The organism is bacterium, from assembly GCA_023150945.1.
Classification (GTDB): Bacteria; Zhuqueibacterota; Zhuqueibacteria; order Zhuqueibacterales; family Zhuqueibacteraceae; genus Coneutiohabitans.
In genome coordinates, this window is record JAKLJX010000031.1 from 39,087 (window position 1) to 63,702 (window position 24,616).

Annotated in this window: 18 protein-coding genes and 2 tRNA genes; 18 read left to right on the plus strand and 2 right to left on the minus strand. The window is 59.7% G+C overall.

The genetic code is table 11. The features are described 5' to 3' along the window. Positions 1-114: 114 nt before the first annotated feature. From L6R21_25505 to L6R21_25570, 14 genes are all read left to right on the plus strand, one after another. Positions 115-1,479 (plus strand): type II secretion system F family protein, encoded by a 1,365-nt coding sequence (locus L6R21_25505; GenBank protein MCK6562570.1) that lies wholly within the window; start codon positions 115-117, stop codon positions 1,477-1,479. Between the two features lie 92 nt (positions 1,480-1,571). After that, the gene (locus L6R21_25510) at positions 1,572-3,350 is read left to right on the plus strand and encodes a GspE/PulE family protein (GenBank protein MCK6562571.1); all 1,779 of its coding nucleotides are present in this window, start codon (positions 1,572-1,574) and stop codon (positions 3,348-3,350) included. Positions 3,351-3,403: 53 nt separating this feature from the next. Continuing rightward, positions 3,404-3,937, plus strand: coding sequence for a hypothetical protein (locus L6R21_25515; GenBank protein MCK6562572.1), 534 nt, complete (start codon positions 3,404-3,406; stop codon positions 3,935-3,937). A gap of 183 nt (positions 3,938-4,120) precedes the next feature. Continuing rightward, positions 4,121-4,693, plus strand: a complete 573-nt coding sequence (locus tag L6R21_25520; GenBank protein ID MCK6562573.1) for a hypothetical protein — start codon at positions 4,121-4,123, stop codon at positions 4,691-4,693. Positions 4,694-5,092: 399 nt separating this feature from the next. Next, positions 5,093-6,001, plus strand: a complete 909-nt coding sequence (locus L6R21_25525; protein ID MCK6562574.1) for a hypothetical protein — start codon at positions 5,093-5,095, stop codon at positions 5,999-6,001. A 75-nt stretch (positions 6,002-6,076) separates the two neighbouring features. Beyond that, positions 6,077-7,318: a Flp pilus assembly complex ATPase component TadA gene (tadA, locus tag L6R21_25530; GenBank protein MCK6562575.1), complete on the plus strand. Its 1,242-nt coding sequence runs from the start codon at positions 6,077-6,079 to the stop codon at positions 7,316-7,318. 11 nt (positions 7,319-7,329) lie between these two features. Then, positions 7,330-10,122 carry a hypothetical protein gene (locus L6R21_25535; GenBank protein ID MCK6562576.1) on the plus strand — a complete coding sequence of 931 codons (2,793 nt, stop codon included), beginning with the start codon at positions 7,330-7,332 and terminating at the stop codon, positions 10,120-10,122. A gap of 26 nt (positions 10,123-10,148) precedes the next feature. After that, positions 10,149-11,060 (plus strand): hypothetical protein, encoded by a 912-nt coding sequence (locus L6R21_25540; GenBank protein ID MCK6562577.1) that lies wholly within the window; start codon positions 10,149-10,151, stop codon positions 11,058-11,060. Positions 11,061-11,075: 15 nt separating this feature from the next. Further along, the gene (locus L6R21_25545; GenBank protein MCK6562578.1) at positions 11,076-12,290 is read left to right on the plus strand and encodes a type II and III secretion system protein; all 1,215 of its coding nucleotides are present in this window, start codon (positions 11,076-11,078) and stop codon (positions 12,288-12,290) included. 18 nt (positions 12,291-12,308) lie between these two features. Continuing rightward, complete coding sequence (locus tag L6R21_25550) at positions 12,309-15,143, plus strand: PQQ-binding-like beta-propeller repeat protein (protein MCK6562579.1); 2,835 nt, start codon at positions 12,309-12,311, stop codon at positions 15,141-15,143. 706 nt (positions 15,144-15,849) lie between these two features. Further along, entirely contained in the window at positions 15,850-16,749 is a 900-nt protein-coding gene (locus L6R21_25555; GenBank protein ID MCK6562580.1) for an ABC transporter ATP-binding protein, read from the plus strand. Beyond that, the gene (locus tag L6R21_25560; GenBank protein ID MCK6562581.1) at positions 16,742-17,542 is read left to right on the plus strand and encodes an ABC transporter permease; all 801 of its coding nucleotides are present in this window, start codon (positions 16,742-16,744) and stop codon (positions 17,540-17,542) included. Before L6R21_25555 ends, L6R21_25560 begins: the two co-directional genes overlap by 8 nt. Before the next feature lie 78 nt (positions 17,543-17,620). Next, positions 17,621-19,774 (plus strand): penicillin acylase family protein, encoded by a 2,154-nt coding sequence (locus tag L6R21_25565; protein ID MCK6562582.1) that lies wholly within the window; start codon positions 17,621-17,623, stop codon positions 19,772-19,774. Positions 19,775-19,811: 37 nt separating this feature from the next. Then, the gene (locus L6R21_25570) at positions 19,812-21,230 is read left to right on the plus strand and encodes a glycoside hydrolase family 1 protein (protein ID MCK6562583.1); all 1,419 of its coding nucleotides are present in this window, start codon (positions 19,812-19,814) and stop codon (positions 21,228-21,230) included. On the opposite strand, the gene L6R21_25575 is transcribed toward L6R21_25570, so the two are convergent. Further along, entirely contained in the window at positions 21,221-21,682 is a 462-nt protein-coding gene (locus tag L6R21_25575) for a hypothetical protein (protein MCK6562584.1), read from the minus strand. The two genes, L6R21_25570 and L6R21_25575, sit on opposite strands and share 10 nt — an antisense overlap. Before the next feature lie 224 nt (positions 21,683-21,906). Here L6R21_25575 and L6R21_25580 point away from each other — a divergent pair. The 4 genes from L6R21_25580 to L6R21_25595 all read left to right on the plus strand — a co-directional run bounded on the left by L6R21_25580 (position 21,907) and on the right by L6R21_25595 (position 24,051). Continuing rightward, positions 21,907-21,979: transfer RNA gene (locus L6R21_25580), tRNA-Phe, on the plus strand. 74 nt (positions 21,980-22,053) lie between these two features. Beyond that, a tRNA-Thr gene (locus tag L6R21_25585) sits at positions 22,054-22,126 on the plus strand. Positions 22,127-22,188: 62 nt separating this feature from the next. Next, positions 22,189-23,100, plus strand: coding sequence for a PorV/PorQ family protein (locus tag L6R21_25590; GenBank protein ID MCK6562585.1), 912 nt, complete (start codon positions 22,189-22,191; stop codon positions 23,098-23,100). Between the two features lie 87 nt (positions 23,101-23,187). Beyond that, the gene (locus tag L6R21_25595; protein MCK6562586.1) at positions 23,188-24,051 is read left to right on the plus strand and encodes an NAD(P)-dependent oxidoreductase; all 864 of its coding nucleotides are present in this window, start codon (positions 23,188-23,190) and stop codon (positions 24,049-24,051) included. A 34-nt stretch (positions 24,052-24,085) separates the two neighbouring features. On the opposite strand, the gene L6R21_25600 is transcribed toward L6R21_25595, so the two are convergent. Beyond that, a partial coding sequence (locus L6R21_25600; GenBank protein MCK6562587.1) for a hypothetical protein occupies positions 24,086-24,616 on the minus strand: 531 nt, incomplete at its 5' end.

Genomic DNA, 24,616 nt, shown 5'->3' on the forward strand with positions numbered 1-24,616 from the left:
GCATCAAGTATCAAGCATCAAGCATCCAGTATCAAGTATCAAGCATCCAGTATCAAGTATCAAGCATCCAGTATCAAGCATCCAGTATCAAGCATCCAGTATCAAGCATCCAGCATGGCCGAATTTCGCTATCAAGGCGTGACGCTCGCGGGGAAGCCGCTGCAGGGCACCCTGCTGGCGCAAAACCGCTTCGAAGCACAAAAGAAGATCAACGAGATCGCGAGTGAATATCGCGTGCGCGTGCATGCCCTGCACAAGCGCGTGCCCTTCATGTACCGGGCGCGGCGGCCGGGGAACAGCAAAGTCTTGCGCGGCGAGATCACCGCATTCACCGCCGAGGAAGTGCGCGACTCGCTCGTGCGCATGGGCTACCAGCCCCTCGAAGTGCGGCGCAACTGGCTCAGCATGAAGCTGGGCGTGCCGCAAAAGGAAATCGTGGTCTTCATTCGCCTGTGCGCGGATCTGCTGCGCGAGCAGTTCCCGTTCGACGAGATTCTCTCGATGCTGGCCAATGACATGGAGAATCCCCGGCTCCGGGAAGTGGTCATGGAGATCCACAAGGATCTCAAGATGGGCAAGGAGGGCCGTCAGGTTTTTCTCAAGCACGCCGACGTGCTGGGGAAGTTCACCGCGCACATGCTGAGCATCGCCTCGACCAGCGGCAACATGGCGGAAATCTACGAAAACACCGCCAAGTTCCTGGAGCGCTCCGCGGATTTCAAAAAGAACATTCGCAGCACGCTGTTCATGCCGGCGTTCGTGGTGCTGGCGGCGGTCGGAGCGCTGATTTTCTACGTGATGTACATTTTCCCCAAGATCGCCGGCATGCTGTTGAAATACAACATCGCGGTGCCGCCGATGACGGCCGCCACCATGCAGGTGAGCGAGTTTTTTCAGCAAAACGTCTTCTGGGTGGTGCTGGCGATCGTCGCGCCGATCGTGGCCCTGGTTTCCTATTTCCGCAGTGAGAATGGCCGGGTGGTGTGGCACCGGATGGTCATTTCGCTGCCGGTGGTCGGCAAGCTCATCCACAAGACCAGCCTGGAAGTGTTTGCGCGGGTGTTTCACGCGCTGTACAGCGGCTCGGGCGAGAACATCGAAGTGATCAGCATCGCCTCCGAGGCCTGCCGCAACCGCTACATCGAAAAGCAGATCAAGGAAGTGGTGATTCCGGCGATGTTGCGCGAGGGCCGCAGCTTGAGCGATGCCATGGAGCTGTCGGCGGTGTTTCCCCGGAACGTGATCTACACGCTGCGCAGCGGCGAGGAATCCGGCACGCTGCGCGAGGCCATGCTGCGGCTGGCCAATTTCTATGAGAAGGAAACGACCCATAAGATGGGCCGGGTGGTGGATGTGATCAATCTCGTGGTTTCGGTTTTCATTTCGATTCTGATCGTCGGCATTACGTTGATTTCGTCCGAGGTCGGTTTCGTTTCACCCAACATGCCGGGCAGCACGCCCACGGCGCCGGGGCGGTGAGGCTGTCCGCGCCCGGGGCAGGAAGCCCGGGGCAGACGGCACCGGCGGCGCAACGAAGCCGGTGTTCCCAGCTCCGGTGAAGGAGTCATGCCATGGAACCGATGGGAGTCCGCATCGGAAAGATTTTGCTGCAGAAGCAGATCATCACCCAAACCATTTGGGAAAAGGCCATTCTGGCGCAACGCCAGGAGCCGGCCGGCAAGCAACGCCGGCTGCAGCAGATACTGGTCGATGATTTTCAGATCGACCGCCATCGCATCTACCAGGCGATCGCCGAGCTGTACGCCTTCAAGGAGATCGATCTTGGCAACGAGAAGATCGGCGATCCGCAACTGGATTTCATCCGCAAGACCATCGACACCTGCACGGAGGAGGCGCGCAACCGCCTGCTCAGCAAGCGCGTCCTGCCTTTTCGCCCCAGCGCCAACAACAAGAACATCCTCACCGTGGTCGCCGCCGACCCGCTGGACCGCGAGATTCCGCTGCTGCTGAAAGATTTGCCCTACACCCAGATCGAGATCGCCTATTGCCCGCTGGAGCAGGTCAATTCGCTGGTCGACCGCGTGATGGCGTTCAAGAACGAGTTCCTGCAGCAGCTCGAAGCCTCGCTGCAAAACGTCGAGGTGGTGAACGCCGAGGAGGAGGACAAAGTCGACGAGGCCGCCCTCGATGCGGAAATCAACCGCAGCATGCTCACCAACTTGATCGAGGGCACGCTGGTCGAGGCGGTGCGCAAGGGCGCGAGCGACGTTCACATCATTCCCAAGGAAGGCAACGTCACCGAGTTTCATTTCCGCATCGACGGCAAACTGCAGCTCTGGCATGCGCTGTCTTCGGTGAAGCCGGAGGCGGTGGCGGCGGTGATCAAAGACCGGTCGATCAACATCGACCGTTTCAACCGCAATATCGCGCAGGACGGCTACATCCAGCGCAAGATCGACAATTATCACATTCGTTTCCGCGTCTCGGTGCTGCCCATCGTGGTGTCGGAATCGCAGCGGCGCTATGAGAGCATCGTGATTCGTGTGCTGGATGATCGCAAGGTGATCACCGATCTCAATCTGCTGGGCTTGCAGGAGCAGGCGGCGCGCGACTTCGAGGCGGCGATTCACCGGCCGCAGGGCGTGATCATCATCACCGGCCCGACGGGCAGCGGCAAGAGCACGACGCTGGTGGCGGCGCTGCACCGCATCATGGATCCCACCCGAAACGTGGTGACGGTGGAAGAGCCGGTGGAATACCTGATTCGCGGGGCGCGCCAGGTGAAGCTCGGCCCCAAACTCAACTTCGACCAGGCGCTGCGCTCGATTTTGCGCCATGACCCGGACATCGTGATGGTGGGTGAAATGCGCGATCTCAAATCCGCCGAGATTGCAGTGAGCCTGGCCAACACCGGCCACATCACCTTTTCGACGCTGCACACCAACGACGCGCCCAGCGCGGTTTCGCGGCTGTACATGCTGGGGGTGGAGCCGTTTCTCATCGCCAATGCCATCAATTTGATCATGGCGCAGCGCCTGGTGCGCAAGCTCTGTGATCACTGCAAGCAGCCGGTGGACCGCATCGATGTGGATATGGCCCATTTCATCGGGTTCACCGATCATGAGATTCGCAAGACCACGTTCTATCATCCGGTGGGCTGCGACAAGTGTTACGCCGGTTATCGCGGCCGCCAGTGCATCACCGAAGCGTTGCTGTTCAGCCATGAAATCCGGCAGATCATTCTGAAGAACGCCGAGAACATCGACGAAGACATGGTGCGCCAGGAGGCGATTCGCGGCGGCATGCTGACCCTGCGCGCCTCCGGCCGGGAACGCATCAAATCCGGCACGACCACCATTGAAGAAGTGATTGCGGCCACAGTCGAATAGCCGGTGGGCGGCGGCCGCGCCGCGGTTCACGCTCAAACACGCAGCGGAAGATTATGGGATATCGTGAACTCTTGTTGGTTATGGTCAGCATGGTGTTGCTGACGCTGCTGATGACGCAGATCAACAGCCAGACGGTGGAGGGCCGCGAGGCCCTGCAGGAGCTGTCGTTGCACCAGGCGGCGGCCTCGCTGGCGCAGCAGTTCATCGAAGAGGCGCGCTCGAAAAAATTCGACGCCAACGTCGGTGTGATCGCCGCCAGTGACATGCCCGACGGCTTCACCCATTGGAACGGCCTGGGGCACAACAACTCGGAGTCGTATCCGCGCTACAACGACGTCGACGACTATCACAATTTCAGCCGGACCATCTACGTCAACGGCGCCAACACCAACCTCACCGGCACCAGCGGCATTCCGTTCAGCGTTACCATTCAGGTGCATTATGTCAGTGACGCCAATCCGGATTCCGCGGTGACCTATGAGACCTTTCTCAAACGCATGACGGTAAACGTCACCAGCAGTTGGCTGCCGGCAGGGACGACGGTGACTATGAAGCATGTCTTCAGTTATTTTGGTGTGAACATGTAGCCCGGCGTTTGCGTCAGTGCTGGCGCTGCCCCCGGCGGTGATTTTGGGCGCAGTCGTGGCGGCCGACAGCATGACGCAATGCCCGGGCGTATGCTACGGGGGAAAAAGGGGTGTCAGTGGTTGCGTGCCCCGCGGTGGCAGGGCTCTTGGCGAGGAATCGAAGGTCTTCATTCGAGTTGAGATATGGGATCCTGGATCACGTTGATTGCGAGTGTTGTGATTGGCGGCATGGTTTTGGTGTCGTTCCAGCAGTTCAATCGAGACGTCAGCCGTGATTTGCAGTTCGATGTGCTCGATCACATTGCCTACGGCAACATGGACGCGGTGGTGCAATTGATCGATTATGACTTCTCCCGGATCGGCTATGGCGTGAATGATCCGCATCAGAACATGATCACCTACGCGGCCGCCACCGACGTGCGCTACGTGCTGGACGGCGACGGCAACGGCGCGGTGGAAACGATGCGCTACTATTTGAGCGCCACCACCGACGTGGTCGCGGCCTCGACTCCCAATCCCAACGACAAAGTGCTCTATCGCGTGGTCAACGGCGGCACTGCCGAAGTCATCTCCACCGGCATGACGGAATTCAAAGTGCTGTACTATGACTCGACCGGCAACGCCACCACTGATTTGGCTGCCATTCGCTCGCTGGTGGTGAGCCTGACCATCGAGGGTGACTACGGCGCCGACAGCCAGTACCCCAAGTTCGTGTGGCTGGGACGCTTCACGCCGCCGAGTTTGGTGATGCAGTGAGCGCAGCGGAGGCGGGAGCACGGCGCAGGAGAGGAAAAGCCAGAGCGCAGGCAGGGCGAACGCCAGCATTCAGGCGGATTGGCGTGATTCAGGCCTGCTGAGGCCCAGGCCTTGTTGACGACTGAAGTCACTTTTTCCCTTGCGCATCTCCGTATTTCCGCACCTTTGCGTTCGCTTTCGCCTGCTTTGGTTTCGTCGCGTTTTGGTTGGGGGTTGGAAGAAGAGCGAGGGGAGGAGGGGGAGTAGGAGTAGGAGTAGGAGTAAGAGTGGGAGTAAGAGTAGGAGTAAGAGTAGGAGTAAGAGTAGGAGTAAGAGTAGGAGTAGGAGTAGGAGTAGGAGTAGGAGTAGCAGTAAGAGTAGGAGTAGGTGTAAGAGTAGGAGTCTTGAATTGAGGTCGACATGGGACGAACGCTGCTCATTTTGATGGCCGGATTTGCCGCTTCCTTCGGCATGCTGTCGCTCAGCAAGAACCAACGCTTCATCGATTCTTCCAGCCGGCTGGTGGATCACTTCGCGCGCTACACGTCCAAAAATGCCGCCACCAGCGGCGCCTACCTGGCGCTCAATCAGCTCTATTTGAACCCGGCCTGGCGCGCCGGCTACAGTGATCTCATGCTTGGCGGCAACGTGATCAACGTGGCGATCGACGACGTGAATGACGATGCTGCGCTGGGACCATATCGCGTCCGCATTCGCGCCAGCGGCGGCAATCTCGACACCACCAGCCAGGCCGAGGTCACGGTGTTCGACCGGGGGTTCGATCGCTTCGCGGTATGGGCCAAGGATACGGTGATCAGCGTCACCGCCAAGGACTCGCTCGCCACGGTGAACCAGAACTTGATCATTCAAAACGCGCCCTTCATGCCCAGGATCGACGATGACGAACTCATCGATCGCGCGACTTCGCAGTTGCATCTGTATCCCGGCAACTTGACGCCCAGCAGCGGTTACCCCAATGGCAGCTTCTACTATTTCGGCACGACGCCCAATGTCACCATTGTCCAGGGCGATCTCCGGGTGGCGACCGGCCGCACGATTTGGGGCATTTTTTGCGTTGGTGGCAACGTCATTTTGGAAGGAGGCGCGACGATCAACGGCGTGGTCTATTTGCCGCAGACCAGCTCACGCGTCGTTTATGCCAGCGGCAACGCGACGGAAAGCTTGATCAAAGGCGGCGTGGTGGCGTGGGGCGGCTTGGACGGCAGCGGCGGCAATGTGGCGGTGCAACACTTTCCGTCCTACTACCGCCAGTTTGTGTCACGTTATGCCTCGACCAATCCGCCGATGCGTGTGATTTCTTGGAAATAGGTGGGCCGGCGGCAGCCGGCCGCAGGGAGCTTACCTCTGATTTTTTGCGAAAGGGCTGGTGGTAAACGGGCGAACATGTTAGATCAACGACTGCAGAATGCCAAGAACGTACTGGCGCGTCTGATCCCGCAAATTCCGATGCGCGCGGAGAGCGTCGAGCTGATGAATCACATCGGGCAGATGCTCGACGGCCAGCCGGTGGAAGTCCGCGAACAACTCCGGCAGGCGGTAGAATTTTTGATGATCAGCATGGAGGCCAAGGACGCCTCCGATATGGATTTTGGGGCAGTGGGCAGCAGCGGTTTCGTGTGGTATCGGGTTTATGGTGTCAAGCGCCCCTTCCATCCGGAAATGGGCGAGTTCACGCCCATCGAGACCAACATCATGCTGCTCAATCTGCTCACGCCGATGGAGCGGGAGGAGCTGTGGAACAGCCGGCAATTGGATTTTTCCTATCAGCTCGTGACGCCGTTGGGCCGGCGGCGGTTTCGTTCTTCCGTGTATTGGGAACTGAATCATCTCTCGCTCAGCATGCGGCGCATCAATCCCGAGCTGCGGCCGTTTCAGGAGTTGGGATTCCACCGCCAGGTGGCGCGCCTGATGAATCTGGAGTATGAGAAGCGCGGCCTGATTCTGGTGACCGGTATCACCGGCGCCGGCAAGAGCGCGACGCTGGACACGATCATCGACGCCAACAATCGCACCTCCAACGGCCACATTCTGATCATCGGCGACCCGATTGAGTACATTCACGTGTCGCAAAAGTGTGTGGTGCGCCATCGCGAAGTCGGGCGGGACGTGCGCAGCTTCAAAGAAGGCCTGGTGCAGGGTTTGCGGCAGGATCCGGACATCATCGTCATCAGCGAAATGCGCGATCCCGATACCATCGCCACGGTGTTGGAAGCGGCGGACAGCGGCCACAAAGTGATGGCGACCTTGCACACCTCCTCGGCGGTGGAGAGTATCGACCGCATTTTGGGCGAGATGCCGCCCGACGAGCAGCCGCGCATTCGCGAGCGTTTGGCGAGCGTGTTGACTTGTGTGATTTCGCAGAAGCTGGTGCGCAGCCTGGACGGCAAGCGCGTGCTGGCCAAGGAAGTGATGGTGGCCAACGTCTCGGTGCGGGCCGCCGTTCGCAACAATCACACGGAGGAGATTTATCAAATCATCCAGCAGTCCGGCAACGAGGGCATGATCACGCTGGAGCAGGACCTGGCGCGGCTCTATCGCGGCCGGCTGATTTCCTATGAAGAAGCGCTCAACAATGCCAACAACAAGAAGCGCTTCGAAGATCTGATCAAGTACGATCGCTCGTGAAGTGGTTCCCTATGAACAGGCTCAAGGTCAAACATGCGTTGGGTCTTGCGGTGAGCGGCACGGAAGTGCGGCTGGCGCATTTGTCCAACAACAAAGGCCAGATTCAAATCGAAGGCCTGGAACGCGCGAAGTTGGCGAGCACGCTGGAGCAGCAGCCCGCGTCTGCCTCCTCGGCCAGCCCCGCGGAGGTAGAAGCCAAGGACGTTTTCGGTCTGAAGGATGCTTTTGGCCTGAAGGACAGCCTGGGGGAGCGCGCCTCCGGCGAGACCACCTATAAACAGGACAACGCCAATCTGGAGATTCTCTACCAACTGCTCCAGAAATACACGCAGCGCAAGATCAAGATTGCCTTCAATCTGCCGCTGTCGATGGTGACCTACCAGCGCGACAACGGACCGGCGGCCGGCACGCCGCCCGCCGAGCGTGTCCCCAGCCCGGAAGTCGGCATCAAGCAACTGAAATCGCGCGAGGGCACGATCACGCTGGCGTACGAGAAGCATCCGCCCACCATGTCGCTGCTGCGCGAAGTCAACAGCTTCGCCAAGGGCAATCTGTTTCTCGCCTTGATGGACACCACCGAGGTGGCGCTCGCCAATCTCGCGCGCACCGGCTCCGATCTGCGCTCGGACAAGATCACCGTGATCATCTACATCGAAGATGATTTCACCCGGCTGGTGTTTTTGCACGGCAAGGATTTGTTTCACGTCAGCTCGATCATCCACGAAGGCGTGACCTCGCCGGAAAATCTGGAAGTGATCTACCGCAAGCTCATCTATGAGCAGGACGAGGCCGAAATCCCGGAGATTGCGACCATCCTGCTGGCGGGTAAGAGCAGCCGCATCAAGGCGCGCGATTTTTTTGCGGGCTATTTCGAGAATGCGACGGTGCGCTATCTCACCTCGACCTCGAATGCCCTCGGCAACTTCCCCGCCAACGAGATGCAGGGCCAGACCTTCTCCGAATTCGCCGTGCCGATTGCGCTGGCGTGGAAGCTGCTGGATCCCAAGAATCCCGATTTCATTCCGCTCAACCTGCTGCCGCAGGATTTGATCGACCAGCAAGAGGTGCTCAAGCTCAACTACTCCGGCTATGCGCTGCTGGCAATCACGGGCTTGACCGCGTTCTTTTTCACCTGGCAGATCATTCAAAGCCGGCGGGAGTATTACCGCATCCAGACGCAAAACGCGCAACTCGAGCTGCAGATTCAAAACAGCCAGGTCACCGTCGATCGCGTGCTCGACATCGAGAACGAGATCAGCCGCCTCGGCAAGCATCTCGCGCTGTCCGACAGTTTGAGCCGCAAGCACAACGAGTTCATCGCCTTCCTGCAAAAGCTGAACACCAGCGTGGGGAATACCGGCAGCTTGTGGATCGATGAAATCGCCAAACAGCCGGACGGTTTCATGGTGCGCGGCACCGCGACCAACCGCGCCAAGATTCCGGTGCTCGCCGAGAAGTTGGAGCAAGCCAATCTGCGTCGCATGACGCGCGCGGACTCCAGCGAGCAGAAGCTGGTGACCTTCGAGTTGGAACGCCGCCAGCCGCAGGAGAACATCGAATTCACGCAAAACGGCATTCGCATCATCGACGCCAGCCAGTTTGCCGGCGGCAATTTGGTGCTGACCAAAGGCGGCCGCGACACGGCAGCGGACAAGAGTGGCGGCGCCGGCAAGCCGCCGCTGCTGGCCGCCAGTGCGGGCGCGCCGCCGCAACCAGTGCCCAGTCCTGGAGTCGCAACGCGAACCACGAGCGCGGCCAAGCCTGCCCTGCCGCGTGAAGCAACGGCGGCCTCAGCAAATCGCAGTGCCGGGCCGCTCGCAAGTCAGCCTGAGCGCACGGCGGAAAACCGCGTCGCGCCGGCCCGTGGCAGCTCGACGCGCTCCCGCACGCCCGCTGCCGGAAGCACTGCGCGTCCGGCAGAAGAACGCAAATCCGTAACGGCTTCGGCGGAGCGAGCGACCTCGCGACCTGCCTCGGTCACCAATGCCAGAATCGCGACTGCAACAGCGGAACCGGCAGTCGATGATCAGGAACTGGGCGATCGCGAGGAAGCCATGACCTGTCAGACCAAAGATCTGGCCGAATGGTATGCCGCCGGTTATCGCAAGCGCGGGGTGGACGCGATCGTGGTGTCCCATTTCGACAAACGCCAGGGCATGCAGTATTACCGCGTGATGATCAGCAAGCAGGGCGGCAAGAGCCAGCCGCCGGCGCCGGGCGCGAAGATGGTGCGCAACGAAAGCAGCGCGTCCGGACCAGCCAACGGTCTGGCCAAGAGCGCCAGCCCTTCCCCGCTCACCGCGCCCTCATCCCGGGCCGTGAGTGAAGAGAATCACGGCGACAAGATCGAGGCGATCACCTGCCATACCCGTGAACTGGCGGAATGGTATGCGGCCGGTTATCGCAAGCGCGGCATCGAGGCGGTGGTGGCGCCTTACTTCGACAAGGCGCAGGGCACGGAAGTCTACCGGGTTTTGATCAAGAAGCAAGTGCCCAAGCTCAACAACGGCCAGGAGACGCCGCAGCCGCGCATGGCCACCGGACCGGAGGCGGACCACCCGGCGAAAGGATATACGATTGAAGCAACGGCGGCGGCCATCAATGAGCCGGTCGAAGAAATCGTCACCACCTATCGCAAGCAGGGCATGGAGGTGACGATCGAGCGCTACCGGGATGCGCAATCGCAGCAGCCCAAGTTTCGCCTGCTGATCGGCACCTTTGCCACGCGCGAGGCGGCGGAACGCAAAGCCGCGGAGATCGGCAACCTGTTCATCAAGAGCTATCGCATTGTCATGCTTAAATAGCCGGAGACCGGCGGAGTTCATTTCAGATGTATGCCAGACGCAACAGCTTGACGCTGCTGTTGATCCTCATCGTGATCGGCGCGGTCGGATTCTTTTGGCAACGCCGTGAAGCGCAGGCGCTCGTGGCGCTCAACCGGCAAGCGCAGGAGCTGAAGCAGCGGTTTTCCGGCGGGATGGAGGTGGCGCAAACGCTGACCATGACGCAGGCCACGCGCGATTCGCTGCAGCGGTTGTGGCAGAATTCGCCCAAGAAGCTGATCAACGCCGAGGAGCCGGCATTTTCGCTGTCCTACATCAACTGGCTGATTCAGGTGCACAGCTTGAACATCGATTTTGACTTTTACCTCAACGAGAAGAAGCCGGCGGCGGAGTACACCGCCTTTTCCTACACCTTGAACGGCGAAGGCCCATACCGGGACATTTTCGCGCTGTTGTGGTACATGACGCACAATCCGCTGCTCTATCAAATCAAAAGCGTCAACTTCGGCCGCAGCGACAAGGAGCCGCAACTGCTGCGCTTCAATCTGATGTTCGAAGGCTATTCGATGAACAAGGATTGGGAAATCGGCAGTGAATTGACCATGGCCTCGCCGCAGTTGGATTGGAACACCGAGTTCGCCTTTGATGCGTTCAACAGCCTGGTGCCGCTGAACGCCAAAACGCGGACGGCGGTGGCCGAGGCGGTGAGTGCGCCGGCGGCCACGCCCGCCGACGAGGCGCCGGAGCTGCTCGACGTCGAGCAGGCCACCCTGCTGGCGATCACCAACAACAAGGCTTATTTGCGCGGGGCGGACGGCAAGATTTTTCCGCTGGTGGTCGGCGATGCCGTCCGGCGCGGCCGCCTGACGCAGATCGACCTCAACCGCAATCAGGTGGAGTTTGAAGTCCGCACCGAAACGGGCATGCGCACGCTTCGGCTCAACATCGAATACAACTAATCCCAGAATCAAGAGATGAAGAAACGCCTGCTCGTCAGCCTGCTCCTCCTGTGCTGTGGCGTCGCGGCCCAGGCGCAGAACAATGCGCCGCCCCAGCCCTACGGTCCGGACGAAATGATTTCGCTGAATCAGAATATGCCGTTGCCCGCCGCGCTGGAGATTCTCTCCGGTTTCGCGCGCAAGTTCGAAAACCGGGTGATTATCGATGCCAAGGCGCCCAACAAGCCCATCGGCGTGTCGGTGGAAAACATGCACTGGAAACGTGCGCTGGAATACGTGTTGCGTTCCAACATGCTGCGCTACGAGCCGCACGAACAGTATTATGAAGTGCTGGAGATGGTGCCGACGCAGGCCGCGGCCGAACCGACGGAGAGCGACATCTCGATCAATACCCGCGAAATCGAGATCAACGCCGTCTTTTTTCAAGCTGACTATGAAACCCTGCACGAGCTGGGCATCAACTGGAGCACCTTCAAGAATGGAACCGTGCAGTTTCAAACTTTTGGCGCGGACGAAGTGGTGAAGGACATTCTGCGCGTGTCTGCCGGCGGCAATATTCGCGGATCGGTGAATGTCAATGCCCTGTTGCGCGCCTTCGAAAGCCGCAGCCTGGGCGAGATCATCGCGCGCCCCAAAATTCGCGTGATGGACGGCGAGAAAGGCAAGATCAAAGTCGGCAAGAATTTCTTCCTCACCCTGCAGGACTTTGCCGGCAACACGCGCTTCTCCGAATACGAGTCCGGCATCATTTTGACCGTCACCCCGACGCTGCACGGCCGCAAGGATTCGACCTTCATCTATCTGAGCCTGACCGCGGAGCGCAGCGACGTACAGCCGGATGCCGTGGGCGTCACCAAGAGCGTGACCGAAGGCCAGACGCATGTACTGCTGCTCGACGGTGAGGAAACGGTGATGGCGGGCTTGCTGAGCCATGAACTGCTCAAAGTGCGCAAGGGCGTACCGCTGTTGAAGGACATTCCGTTACTGGGTTACCTCTTCGGCTATACCAGCAACCGCATACGCAAGAAAGAATTGGTGATTTTGCTCGAGGCCCAGATCGTCCCCAGTTTGTTGGGGCGGCGCGGCCGGCAGGTGGATGTGAGAGAACAATTGAATCGGGACTGGCAGGAGTTGAGACGCCGGGCCCCGGAAAAGGACGACCTGCGTGGTACGAAAAAGAATCCGGCGCGTGAGCCCCGCCGCTCGCCGCAATCGAATCGCATCAAGTAAGATTCACAAGGATTGAACATGTCACTCTTTCATCTCGGCTCGAAACTGACATGGGAACAGTATCTCCGGGTTTCTTCCTTTGTCAAGGATCTCAAAGGGCAAATTCGCCAGAACAACAAGCCCGCGCCGGTGCCCGTGCCGGAACAGACCCGCGCGCTGGTGGCCAGTCCGCATGCCCTGGAGCGCAAATACGGCCCGAACTACGATGCGCTCACGCACACGCTGGATTCCGACCTGGGCAAGCTCGATCAAGCCTTTCAAGCCAACGGCGAGGCCTTGCATGCCCTGCGCAACAGCTTCGATTATCACATGGCATTGGTGGTCGAGCAACTGCGGCTGCAAAGCCAGACCATGCTGAATCTCGAAAAGCGGCTGGATGCCATTCATGCCACCCTGGAAAACCCGGTGCTCACCCAGGCCAAGGAATACTATCGCATCGGCTGCGAGCGGCTGGTGAAGGGCTTGCTCGACAAGGCGCTGGAGGCCTTTCAGGAGTCGGAGAAGAAAGACGACACCAATTTCATGACGCAGTTGCTGATCGGCAAGCTCTATCTCTACGGCATCAATGACGAGTGCAACCTGATCAATCTGGCGGCAGCCGAGCGCCATTTGCGCGCCGCCGCCCGCTATGCCAAGGCCGAGATGAAGCTGCTGCCCGAAGCCTCGCAGTTTGCCGGCGAAGCCCTGCTGCACGCGGCCATCTCGTGCTATGCGCAGGCGGACCATCAAGGCAAGAAGGGCAACAAGATCGAGGCCGGCCGTTTGATCCAGGAATCGTTGTCGCTGTCGAAGCAGGCCACCAAGATCTACCCCCAGCTTTCGGAGAGCCACTATCACACCGCCAAAATGGCGGCGCTGATCGGCGACGGCAAAACCGCGGCGGCCGTGCTGGAGAAGGCCATCGCGCTCAATGAAGAGTATTGCCTGAAGGCGGATGTCGATCCGGAGTTCCGTTACACCCGCAAGGAAATCACGGATCTGTTCCTGCAGCTCCGGCAGAAGAGCGGCGATGAGCTGGGCTATAAGTTTCAGAAGGTGGAGCGGCTGTTGACGGAATGGGCTTTCGTCACCGAGGAGGCCAGGAATGCCGAGGCCGATATGCGCCGGATTCTGGCGGAGGCGCGGGCGTGCATGGCGCGCAAAACCTACTTCGACAATCGCGATGCCATGCAGTTGCTGCAGCAAATCGAAGTCATCTTTCAATCCCTGCTGGTGCACAAGCTGGCGCTGCACAAAATGTCGGCGCATTACGGCCGTGTCAACGTGATTGCCATCAGCCCGCACGGCACCTACCTGGCGAGCGGCGGCGCTGACCGCACGGTGCGAATCTGGCGCCTGAGCGACAACCAGCTTCTGTTCACGCTGCAGGGGCACAGCGAAGCCATCAGCGAGTTGACGTTCAGCCACAGCGGCGCCACGCTGGCAAGTGTCGATCGCAAGGGCACGGTCAAACTTTGGCAGGTGGCCAAAGGCCAGATGCTGCGCGAAATCGGCGAGCCGGGCGCGGCGGTGCAATGCCTGGCTTTCAGCCCGGATGACAGCATGGTCGCAATCGGCAGCAGCAATCGTGACGCAACCCTGTGGCGCGTGGCCGACGGCCGGCTGGTGCAACGCGTCAGCGGACACAAAAGCAGCGTGGATACCGTGGTGTTCAGTTACGATGGCAGCATGCTCGCTTCCGGCAGTCCGGACAACACCGCGATGTTGTGGGACGTGAAAGAAGGTAAACTGCGCCACCGTTTTCTCGGCTGTTCCGGCTTGGCCAGCAGTCTGGCCTTCAGCGTGAACGACAAGATTCTGATTACCGGTGCCAACGACGGCAGCGTGCGCTTTTATCAAGTCGATGACGGCTCGTTGCTGTATGCGCTGCCGGCCAAGAACGGCAACATCAGTTGGCTGGCGCTCAGCTCCTCCGGTTCCACGCTTGCCACCGTGAACTACGGCCAGTCGCTGCAATTGTGGGACGCCACTGACGGCAAGCTGCTCTACAACCTGACGCCCTTTTCCCCGGGCATCACCGCGGTGCGCTTCAGTCCGGATGAAACCATCGTGGCCGCGACTGATTTTCAAGACCGCAGCATCAAGCTCTGGAACGTGCACGACGGCAAGCTGGCGCACGTGATCGCCGGCGACCTCACCACCAGCGCCTTCAGCCCGGACGGCACGATCCTCGTGACCGGCGACGAAACCGGCAGCCTGCGCTTTTGGGGAAGAATGATCACAGCCAAACCCGCGGGAATGGCCATCGCGGCGGCGCAGGAACACGTGCCGGAATTCGACATCAGTGATCTTGAAGAAGAACACAATCAAACCCGGCGCAGCCCGGCCCGGCCCAAAGCCAACGGCGCGGCTGCCAAACCAGTAACGCCACGGCCCGCTGCCGGCGACTGGACGGAACGTCCTGCCGCGCCGCGGCCCAGCACCAATGTCAGGGGCTATGACAAGCCGCCGGCCCTGCCGGAACGCATTGCAGATCCGGCGCCGCCGAACATCGAGTCCGTATATCAAGCCAAAGAGCCGCCGGCGGAAGAGCAGCCCAATCTCTTCGAAGTGGATCCGGCCGCAGCGCCGCGGCGCAGCTCGCGCGTCATCGATCACATTCTCCAGCAAATCGCCGGTGAGATGATGGGCGATGCGCCGGCAAATCCGGCTGAGGGCGGCAGCAGAGATCAATCTTCGCCGTTCGATCTCTCCGGCGCCTCTGACCGTCCGTCTGATCTCGGCGAGTTTGAGCGGCAGCGCCAGGAAAGAAGGGAGAAGTCCGGCAGATGTTTGGTCTGTGGCCGGCACCTGGGCGCCAGCGCCAAACTCCTGAAGATGAAATACTGCCGGAAACACTATTTCAACCATTAAGGTAGTTGCGTGCGGGTTGCGCCTCCCGCTGTTGTAGCGGGAGGCCGGCCCCGCCCCGCCTTTCCGCCCGCCGTTTCGTCCCGCGCCTCGCATTCCCCGCGGCAGCATTTCAAGTTTCCCACCAGATTGCTCATGCCAAGTGTTTCACAAGATTCATTTGAATGACATGTCGAGAGGCCACTTCCAAGAATTCGTCTCCGTCCAAAAACACCACCGCCCAGGCGGTTTCTTCATTTCTGGACAGACCCAAATTGGGCGGATTACGTATTCAAGCATGGGACTGAATTCTGAAAGTTCTGCAACCACGAAGGCACGAACAACCCAGAGCCATGGCACCAGGCTTTTCTTGGTGGCTTGTGTCTTACTGAGTTTTGCACAAATAAATGGAACCGCAACGCAGTACTTGGTTTGCTGTCATTCAGGAAGAATCTTTTTTCAATTCAGCACAGTGCTCAATATCAAAAAGATGCTTCCAGCAAGACATTTACCTTTTGCTTCTGCAAACATCAATAATGGTGTTCCACGCCTGCCAGGTACCTCTCGTGGGGCCGGCTGTGTGATGTCTTCGCCCGCTTTCCAATTCACAAGCTGAACGGCTGCGCTGCTTTGCCGGCGGAGTGAAGAGCGGGCTTGCTTTCCGGAAGAAAAGCCCTATATTGAAACCGCACTGCAAGCCCGTAAATCGACCTCGCCATCAAGCTGGAACATGATCAGCCTGCAAGTCAACCGCCTCTCCAAACGTTTTGGCAATGTCACCGCGCTGCACGAAGTGAGCTTTGCCGTGGAGGCCGGCGAAGTGTTCGGCTATCTCGGCCCCAACGGCGCGGGCAAGACCACGACCCTGCGCATTCTGCTCGGCTTGGTGTTCGCCGATCACGGCGAGATTCGGCTGTTGGGCAACGCGACCACAGCACCGGCGGCGCATCGCGGCCTGGGCTATCTCCCCGGCGAGCTGCAACTCTACGGCAATTTGAGCGGCCTCGACCTGCTGGATTACTTCGCCCGCTTCCGGCCCCAGCAGCCGCCGGTGTTGCGCGCAAGACTGATCGAAGCCTTTGCGCTCGAGGAGGCCACGCTGCGGCGCAAAGTGAAATTCCTCTCGCACGGCACGCGCCAGAAGCTGGGCTTGCTCCTCGCGCTGCAGCACGATCCCGAGTTGCTGCTGCTCGACGAGCCGACGACCGGACTTGATCCTCTGGTGCAACAGGCCCTTCACGCGATTTTGCGGGATTTTGCCGGGCGCGGCCGCGCCGTGTTGTTTTCCTCGCACGTACTTTCCGAAGTCGAGGCTTTGTGCAGCCGGGTGGCGATTTTGCGCCGCGGCGAAATCGTTGCCATCGAAACCATTGCCAGCTTGCGGCGGCAGATGGTGCGGCGGATGCACGTACGCTTTCGCCAGCCGGCGCCGGCTGATTTGGCGCGCACCCCGGGCGTCACCGCCGCTGAAATCGCCGGTAGCGAAGCCACCTTGTGGATTCAAGGCGAAGTCAATCCCATTCTGCGCCGTCTGGCCGGGGCTGACCTCGATCACTTCGTGTTCCCCGAGCCGGAGCTGGAAGATGTTTTCTTGAGCTACTATCGCGAGCAGGCGGCCGGCGATGCGTAATCTGTTCTTTCATTTGGCCAGACGGCACGGGCTGTTTCTGAGCCTCATCGCGTTGCTGTTGGGCGGATTCGAGTACCTGCTGTGCGCGATTCTCGGCACGGTGGATCTCAGCAGCGGCCTGCAAGAGCTGATGAAATCCATGCCGCCATTTCTGCAGTCGGTGATCAGCAACCAATTCGCCGCGAACTTGACCACAGCCGGGTTTCTCGCGTTTGGCTGGAACCATCCGATCGTGCATGCGCTGGCCACGACGGCGGCGATTGCGCTGGCCGCGGCTGCCATTGCCGGTGAAATCGAAAACGGCATGATCGAGTTCCTGCTGAGCCAGCCGATCTCGCGGCGGCAGTATCTGGCCGGACAAATCCTTTTTGCCCTGTTCAGCCTCGCGGCCATCAGCGCATGCGGAATTTTGGGAACGGCCATTGGGCAGAAACGCTTCGCCTTGCCGGCGTTTGCTGTGGCCGCGCTGCCGCAGATCGGCGTGAGCTTCTTTCTGCTGCAGAGTACTTGGTATGCCGTCACGCTGAGTCTCTCGGCATTTGTGCGCGAACGCAGCCATGTTTCCGGCACCGCGTTCCTGCTCGCGCTCGTTGCCTATGTGCTCTATGTTTTGGGAAGTGTGTGGCCGTCAGCCGCATTCTTGCTGCCGTTTTCATTGTTCCACTACTACACGCCGCAGGCGATTCTGCTGGAGCAAGTCTGGCGTCTGCCGCCGGTGCTGGTATTGTTGGGATTGACAGTTGCCGGCCTCACGCTCGCGCTGTGGCGGTTTCAGCGCAGGGACATTCCCTGAGCCGAAGCAGAGAGTCGAACCCGCCGGTTGCGCGCCGCAACGCCGCCGGCCGCAACGTCTTTGAGTGAGGAGGGAGGTTTGGCCAGTCGCCGTTTACTGGTAGATACGCCCTGGGCGAAAATCACGCGCGATGAAAATGGCGTGCCGCACGTCGAGGCGCGCGAAGAAGTCGAATTGTACTGGGGCATGGGCTACTGCCATGCCGCCGATCGCGGCCTGCAAATGCTGCTCATGCGGCTGCTCGGCCGCGGGCAAGCCTCGGAGTTTCTCGACAGCAGTGACGCCATGCTGGAAGTCGACCGGTTTTTTCGCCGCATGAATTGGGGCGGCAACCTCGCGGCTGAGATTGCGAAGCTCTCGCCGGCGGCATTGGAAGCCTGCCTGTCTTATTGCGAGGGCGCCAATGATTCTTTCAGCCGGAAGGTGCCGTGGGAATGCAAGCTGCTCGGCTATCAGCCCGAGCCCTGGCGGCTGGAAGACATCATCCTGCTCAGCCGCATGACGGGTTATCTGACTCTGGCGCAATCCCAAGCCGAGATCGAGCGCCTGCTGTTGGAAATGGTGCAGGCGAATATCAGCCTGGCACAACTCGAAGAGCTGTTTCCCGGCCAACTCAACGGTCTGGATGTGGACCTGATCAAAAAAGTCACGCTGGTCAATCGTATCGTGCCTGCCGAGCTGGCTTGGCAGACTGTCCTACCCAAGATGATGGCCTCCAACAATTGGGTGATTGCCGGCCGGCGAACCGCCTCCGGCAAGCCCATGCTCGCGAATGATCCCCATCTTGAAACCAACCGCCTGCCCAACATCTGGTATGAGATGGTGTTGACTTGCGGCGCGCGCTACAGCCTGTGTGCCACCATGCCCGGGCTGCCCGGCATGCTGCTGGGCCGCAACAATGACCTGGCTTGGGGCGCCACTTATACTTTCATGGACGCGGTTGATTCGTGGATCGAGCAGTGCAAAGAGGGCCGCTATCGCCGCGACCGCAACGAATGGGTGGCCTTTCGTGAACGCCGCGAAGTGATCGAGCGCAAAAAGAAAGCCGCGGTGGAAGTCGTTTTCTACGAGAATGAACACGGTGTGCTCGAGGGGGATCCACACGCCGAAGGTTACTATCTCGCCACGCGCTGGTCGGGCGCGGAAACCGGCGCTCAGACTCTCAACCACGCGGTCGCGATGTGGCTGGCGGCTTCGGTGGAAGAGGGCCGTGAGCATCTCGGCCAATATGAAGTTTCATTCAACTGGGTGTTGGCGGACCGGCACGGGAACATCGGCTATCAAATGTCCGGTTTGATGCCGAAGCGCCGCGTGGGGGTTTCCGGTTTGGTGCCGCTGCCCGGCTGGAAGCCGGAGAATGATTGGGCCGGTTTTGTGGACTATCGCGAGTTGCCGCGCTGTTTGAATCCGGAAGCGGGCTATTTTGTCACCGCCAATCAGAACCTCAATGACTGGGGCGTGGCCAAGCCGATCAACATCGCGATGGGGCCTTACCGCGCCGAGCGCATCGCCGAGATGATCGAATCGCAGTCCAATCTCACGCCGGCGGACATGATGAAGATGCAGTACGATGTGCATTCGGTGCAGGCGGAACGCTTTCTGCAAGTGCTGCATCCGCTGCTGCCGGCCACGCTGCCGGGCCGCATTCTGGCCGAGTGGGATTGCAGTTACGCCACAACCTCACAAGGCGCGTACTTATTCGAGCAGTTCTATCACCGCCTGCTGCGGGAAGTGTTCGGCGCTGCGGGCTGGGGCGGCCGGGTGGCCGGCTTTCTGGCGGAAGAAACCGCGCTGTTTGTCGATTTCTATGCGAATTTCGATGCGGTGTTGCTTTCGGAAAATTCGGAATGGTTCGGCGGCAAATCGCGCGAGGAAATCTTTCGCCGGGTGGCGGAAGCGGCGCTGGCGATCTTGCCGAAACCATGGGGCGAAGTGCAGAAACTGAAGCTGTGCCATTTGGTTCTCGGCGACAAGCTGCCGCGGCTCTTCGGTTTCGATCGCGGTCCGGTACAGTTGCGCGGCGGCCGCGCCACGCCGCATCAGGGCCAAATCTACCGCAGCGGTGGCCGTCAAACCAGCTTCACGCCTTCCTTCCGCATGATCACTGATTTCAGCCGCGACGAGTTGTACACCAACCTGGCCGGCGGCCCCTCGGACCGGCGTTTCTCAAAGTGGTATTGTTCTGACTTGAAAAACTGGCTCAGCGGCGTCTACAAATCTCTGCGGCCGTGAGGCCGCTGTACGCCTGCCAATGCGAGGAGAAACGAAATTGACTATTGTCGTGCTTGTTGCCTCAGCCGTGTTGCTGTTTTATCTCCTCAGTCTGCTGCGCTGGCAGCACAAATATCCCGAGCTGCGCTGGGATTGGGATCACATCGACACCAAGCGGATCCGATTTCCGCAGCATTTTCTGTGGGGCGTTGCCACTTCCGCGCACCAAGTGGAAGGCGGGTGCGACAACAACAACTGGAGTGCCTGGGAGCAGTCGGTGGATGCGTCCGGCCAGCCGCGCATCAAGCAGGGCCAGCGCGCCGGCCGGGCGTGCGAGCACTGGCAGCGCTATCGCGAAGACATTCAACTCATGAAGGCGCTGGGCGTGCAGGCTTACCGCTTTTCGGTGGAATGGAGCAAGATCGAGCCCCGGCCGGGCGAATTCGACGAGGCCGCGCTGCAGCATTACCGTGAGGTGTGCGCCGCGCTGCAGGCGGAGAATCTGCAGCCGGTCGTGACCCTGCACCACTTCACCCACCCGCAGTGGTTCGATGCGCTCGGCGCTTTCGAGAAGGAGGAAAATCTGCCGCTGTTCGTGCGCTTCGCGGAGAAAGTCTTTGCGGCCTTGCACGAGCGCGTGCAATGGTGGTGCACCATCAACGAGCCGGAAGTGTACGCCGCGCAAGGCTTCTTCATGGGCGTGTTTCCGCCGGGCAAACGCGAGGCGCAAGCCACCGGGCTGGTGCTCAAGAATTTACTCGAAGCGCACACGCAGGTCTATCATGCTTTGAAGAAGCTGCCGGGCGGCGAGCAGGCCCAAATTGGACTGGCCAAAAACCTGTTTCAATTCGATCCCTTGCGCTATTGGCATTGGGGCGACTGGGCGGTGACGCGGGCCTTGAACCGTCTGTTCAACGACTCGATCTTTTCGTATTTCAATTCCGGCGAATTCCGCTTCAAGCTGCCGGGGATCGTGAATCTGCGGCATCGCAATCTCGGTGCGCAGCCCGCGCTGGATTTCATCGGCCTGAACTACTATTCCCACTTTCACGTCAAGCTGCAGTGGAATCGCCACCAGCCGTTTGCCTTCGCCTTGCCGCCCAACCAGACCATGACCGACATGGCGTATGCCGTCTATCCCGAGGGATTCTATCGCGCGGTGAAAGAGATCGCGCAACTGGGCGTGCCCATTTATGTGACGGAGAACGGCATTGCCGACAGCCGCGACGATCGGCGTGAGCTGTTCATCCGGCGCTACCTCTATGCCCTGATCTGCGCCATGCAGGAGGGTTATGACGTGCGCGGCTATTTCTACTGGTCGCTGCTCGACAACTTCGAATGGACGGAAGGCTACGAAATGAAATTCGGCCTGTACGAGGTCGACTTTGCCACGCAAGCACGGCGCCTGCGGGAAGGCGCGCGCTGCTTTGCCGAGATTGTGCAGAGCAGCCGGGCAGGAGCAGGGCCTCAGCGGTGAGCTGGCGAGGCGGCAGGCGTGATGCGGGTGCGCGCCAGCTCAACCAACTTTTGCGGCCGGTCGGTGGTGATGAAGTAGCGCCAGCGTTTGCGGGTTCTCAGCTCGACGCCCATGCCGCTCTGCGCCACAAACGCAAAAGTGTCGCGCAAATCATAGCGCACGCCCCAGCCCACGAAGCGCGAGAAGAGGTAGGGCTGCGGTTCAACGCTTTCGATCTCCTGCCAGCGCAGGCGGGTGCGCACAAAGCCGAAGCCGAAGGCGATGCCGGCCTCGGTGACTTCGATCGACAAGCGCCGGAAGGTGAAGGTGGCCGCCGCCAGGCCCAGCACCGCCAGCAGCATCAACGCGAGCAGCCACGTGGGCAGATGCGGCCGCAGCAGCACGAGCACGACCACAAAGACGGCGGCCGCGCCGATCGCCAGCACGAGCAGGTGCACGAACCAGCGCTTCATGGGTTGATGTTCACGGTACAAGACAGGTTGGGAGGATTCCATAGCCATTGCAATAGTGAAGATGAACCGGAGAGGCGCGGCACGAGGGCAGCAGCACTCGGCGGTGAATCTAAACCGCACATTTCAAAAAAGCAATGAATTGGCGGTCGCTAATGCCAGTCCCTGACTGAAATTCACCTTGACTTTTTGGCGGGATAAGCTTATTTTGCGTCGCTTTTTTCGAAGGCCAGGTAGCTCAGTCGGTAGAGCAACGGACTGAAAATCCGTGTGTCCGCAGTTCGATTCTGCGCCTGGCCACGACCTCACAGCAAAGCCGCGCGGTTTTGCTGTTTTGTTTTGGCCAACCGTTCTTTGCCCGCAATCTTTGCCAAGCTGGTGTAGCTCAGCCGGTAGAGCGGCGCACTCGTAATGCGCAGGTCAGCGGTTCGATCCCGCTCACCAGCTCTGTTCTTCACGTCATTACATCGTTCCTTTGAACCGCCGATCCCTTCGATCACCATTCCATCATGAGAAAACTTCTTTCCCTGTTTGCCGCTCTCTTGCTCCCCACCCTGGCTTTGGCACAATCCGCGGGATATACTTTTCTGCGCACGCCGGTGGGCGCACGCCCGGCCGCCATGGCCGCCAGTTTTGTCTCCGTCTCAAAAGATCCGCACAGCATCTACTACAACCCCGCAGGCCTGGCGGACCTGTCGCAGCGCGCCGCGACCTTCGGCTATATCAACAACATTCTTGATGTGCAGGATTTCTTCGGCGCCTATGTCATGCCGCACAAGCAGGGCAGCTACGGCTTCGCGTTGCAATACACCGACTACGGCGATTTCACCCGCACGAATGAATTCGGCGAGGAGTTGGGCAGTTTCGGCGCCAACAACGTGGTCGCCTATTTCAGCTATTCCCGCACGCATGCCGAGCGTCTGCTGCTGGGCGGCAACGTGAAATACCTTCGCTCGACGCTGGCGGATTTTTCCTCTGACGCCGTTGCCCTTGATCTCGGCGCGATCTATCATTCCAGCTTGTTCGACAATCTCAGTTTCGGCGCGGGCATTTTCAACCTCGGCCGCGTGCGCAAGGCGTTTGACGGCCGCAAGGAAGACCTGCCGCTGACTTTTCAATTCGGCGTCTCCAAGCGCCTGGCGCATTTGCCGTTGCTGTACAGCCTGACCCTGGTGGGCGATCCCGATGAGAATCTGCAATTCCGCGCCGGCGGCGAGTTCAGCCTCTCGCCGAACGCCTTCTTGCGCCTGGGCTACAATACCCTCGGCCGCGACCAGAAAGTCGGCACCGACAGCGACCGTTTTGCCGGGCTGTCGATCGGCCTGGGACTCGATTATCGCCAATACAAGTTCGACTACGGCATGTCTTCCTTCGGCGAAATCGGAAATCTCAACCGGCTCAGCATGTCGATCATTTTCTGAAACCGCGAGGCCGCGGTCATCATGTTCCCAGATTCCAGCCAATGAGTTTGCGCTCATTGGCTTTTTTATTGCACCGGAGGAAACAGCATGCAAATTGGATTCATTGGCCTCGGCATCATGGGCCGGCCCATGGCCGAGCATCTGCTCAAGGCGGGTTATCGCCTGACCGTCTTCAACCGCACCGCCAGTAAAACCAAAACGCTGGTTGACCAGGGCGCGGAGGCCGCCGGATCGCCGGCGGAGTTGGCCGCCGCCTGCGAGGTGATCATCACGATGGTGTCGGATACTCCTGATGTTGAAGAAGTGTTGTTCGGCCAGGCCGGGGTGAGCGAGGGGCTGGCGGTGGGCAAGATCGTCATCGACATGAGCACGATTTCGCCCGCCGCAACGGAGAAATTTGCTGAACGCCTGCGCGCCATAAGCTGCGAGATGCTCGATGCGCCGGTGAGTGGGGGCGAGCCGGGCGCCAGAGCCGCCACGTTGACGATCATGGCCGGCGGCAAGCGGGAGGTTTTTGAGAAGTGTCAGCCGATTTTTGCTGCGCTGGGGAAGAATATTGTCTATTGCGGCAAGAACGGCAATGGCCAGCGCACGAAGCTGGTGAATCAAGTCATCTGCGCATTGAATATTCTCGCGATGACAGAGGGATTACGCCTGGCCAAGCTCTCCAAGCTCGATTTGCATGCCACACTGCAAGCGGTAAGCGGCGGCGCAGCCGGCTCGTGGATGTTGACCAATCTCGCGCCGCGCATTTTGAAAAACGACTTTGCGCCGGGATTCACGATGCGCCTGCAGAGCAAGGATTTGCGCCTGGCCACGGAGCTGATGCAAAGCCTGGGCAAGGAATTTCCGGGAACGGCCTTGACCCATCAACTCTTTCAACAAGCGGTGGAAAAAGGTTTGGGCGAACAGGGCACGCAGGGGTTGATTAATTTGTTTGTGGGATCGTGAAGCTGCCCTGCGCGGGCTTGACGTGCCACGTCAGTCACTCATCCAGAATCGTGTAGTGAATGGTGATTTTGGGCGCGTACTCGCGCGGGAAAGCCACATGATCTTCCCGCAGAGTCTTTTCACCTCTCGTGCGATGAGACACCACCAACAATCCGTGATTCGGCACAGCCTGGTGCAGCCACGCACTCACGATTTGAGTGATATCGAATTCAACGCGATCAATCCCGGTGCGGTTCTGGCGTATTCGCGCGGTGACCGGATTGAGATTGTAGTTCAACCCCGCCAATGCTGCGGATTTATTTTCCCCTGCCGCGAGTATTTCTAGCGCGCCGAAATCCGACTCTGCGGCTGCCTTCACCAGGGCGTCAAGCTCCAAAACCGCGTAGTCGATGTTCATCTGTTCCGTGGGAACACGGTCAAGATCCGGCAGCTTGAATTCCGCGTGCAATAGAAACTCGCCATCACGCAGGGGTTGGCGGGAAATTTGAATCTCATCGACGACAACTTGCTGCGCTGTGACTGTTTGTGTGAATGCAAGCAAGAAAAGAGCAAGCGCGGTATTCAA